Origin of the sequence: Sphaerospermopsis reniformis (assembly GCF_005402885.1) — a bacterium.
In the GTDB taxonomy this organism is placed as follows: domain Bacteria; phylum Cyanobacteriota; class Cyanobacteriia; order Cyanobacteriales; family Nostocaceae; genus Sphaerospermopsis; species Sphaerospermopsis kisseleviana.
In genome coordinates this window covers 1-1,608 of sequence record NZ_BJCE01000467.1, presented here as the reverse complement: position 1 = coordinate 1,608, position 1,608 = coordinate 1, and the positions used below count along the sequence as shown (strand labels likewise).

Sequence of the window (1,608 nt, the reverse complement as noted above, 5' to 3'; positions counted from 1 at the left end):
TCTTTTAGGTGTTTTAACAGCTTTTCTCTCTGTTCTTGAGACAGATGGTTTTTTGCTGGCATAATTCAGAAGCGATCGCTTAGTTACTTAATTCCCTATTATACAATCTAGCTGCACAACAGCTTAACTTCAAGAAGTTGAAGAGGTAAAAAGATGAGTGTGGTGATTACAGATGATGTCTTGCAGACAATTCAAATGTCTGACAAGGAATTAATTCAGGAAATAGCTATCTTGCTGTTTACACAAGAACGGTTTACTTTAGGACAAGCGAGTAATTTTGTCGGTATGAATCAGCTTGAGTTTCAGCGATTGCTTAACTAGTCGCAAAATTCCTCTTCATTATGATATTGCTGAACTGAGAGAGGATGTCAAGAGTTTGGAAGCTAACAATTGGCTATGATGATTGTTAGTAATACATCTCCTATCAGTAACTTAGCTGCAATTGGTCAGTTAACTTTGTTGCAGCAACTATATGGTAATCTTTTTATTCCCCCAAGAGTCTATCAGGAAATTGTTGCTTGTGGTTGTACAGATCCAGGTACACTAGCACTGCAAACTGTTGATTGGATTCAAGTTATATCTGTTACCAACGTTGATTTAGTTGACACCCTACAAAAAATTTTAGATCCTGGAGAAGCAGAAGCGATCGCTCTTACTGTAGAGTTAAATGCTGATAGACTAATTATTGATGAGCGAAAAGGCAGAAATGAGGCTATCAAGTCCCGATTGCAGGTTACTGGACTATTAGGTATTGTACTAGCTGCTAAACAAAAAGGGATTATTCCGCTAGTAAAACCGATATTAGATGATTTGACTGCTAATGGCTTCTGGATTCGTAAACAGTTGTGTGTAGAAATTTTATCAATTGCAGGAGAATAGTGATCGCACAAGCTCAGAAAATAAAGTTGAAGATGAAGTTATTGTTAATTTCATGATTTGACAAAACTTGACACAACCTGTTTATGCACACAAGATAGTTCTTCCTCGTCGAGATTAGCGTAACAGGGTTTTCGGTCCGTGTCAAGAAGATTTACTACCTCTATTGCGGAAAAACACCAAAAAAATGATAATTAGCAAACGACGGATTTTTTTGCTTTGATAGAGACGTTCCAGACCCAGAGAGTGTAGAATAGAAAACGCTGCCTTTTAATAGATTAGATATTTTATGGCTAAAAAGAGCATGATTGAGCGCGAGAAGAAACGCGCTAAAATGGTGGAAAAATACGCTGCAAAACGGGAAGCCCTGCTAGAAGAGTTCAGATCAGCAGAATCTCCCCTAGATAAGTTAGAAATTCACCGCCAAATTCAACAACTACCCCGTAACAGCGCACCTAGCCGCCGTCAAAACCGTTGCTGGTTAACAGGTCGCCCCAGAGGAGTTTACCGTGATTTTGGACTATCTCGGAACGTTCTGCGGGAATGGGCGCACCAAGGTTTATTACCTGGGGTTGTCAAGTCTAGCTGGTAGTCATTAACCCAGGGAATAGGGAATAGGGAATAGGTGACAGTAAGCAGGGGAAGCAGGAAAAATTATAACCCAGTCCCCAGTCCCCAGTCCCCAGTCCCCAGTCCCCAATCACCTGTCATTGTCCACAAAAACGATCAATT

3 protein-coding genes are annotated in these 1,608 nt (G+C 40.2%); all 3 read left to right on the top strand.

The window, feature by feature from the left end; genetic code table 11:
• Window positions 1-153 precede the first annotated feature (153 nt).
• The 3 genes from FFR48_RS27765 to rpsN all read left to right on the top strand — a co-directional run bounded on the left by FFR48_RS27765 (window position 154) and on the right by rpsN (window position 1,468).
• Window positions 154-321 (top strand): UPF0175 family protein, encoded by a 168-nt coding sequence (locus tag FFR48_RS27765; protein ID WP_236104224.1) that lies wholly within the window; start codon window positions 154-156, stop codon window positions 319-321.
• A 75-nt stretch (window positions 322-396) separates the two neighbouring features.
• The gene (locus FFR48_RS27760; protein ID WP_137669563.1) at window positions 397-879 is read left to right on the top strand and encodes a PIN domain-containing protein; all 483 of its coding nucleotides are present in this window, start codon (window positions 397-399) and stop codon (window positions 877-879) included.
• A gap of 286 nt (window positions 880-1,165) precedes the next feature.
• Window positions 1,166-1,468, top strand: a complete 303-nt coding sequence (gene rpsN / locus FFR48_RS27755; protein ID WP_096570571.1) for a 30S ribosomal protein S14 — start codon at window positions 1,166-1,168, stop codon at window positions 1,466-1,468.
• Window positions 1,469-1,608 lie beyond the last annotated feature (140 nt).

What these genes read in the sequence shown, in the direction of transcription:
- FFR48_RS27760 (WP_137669563.1), top strand. Translation starts at nt 397, where the DNA reads ATGATGATTGTTAGTAATACATCTCCTATCAGTAACTTAGCTGCAATT.
- FFR48_RS27765 (WP_236104224.1), top strand. Translation starts at nt 154, where the DNA reads ATGAGTGTGGTGATTACAGATGATGTCTTGCAGACAATTCAAATGTCT.
- rpsN (WP_096570571.1), top strand. Translation starts at nt 1,166, where the DNA reads ATGGCTAAAAAGAGCATGATTGAGCGCGAGAAGAAACGCGCTAAAATG.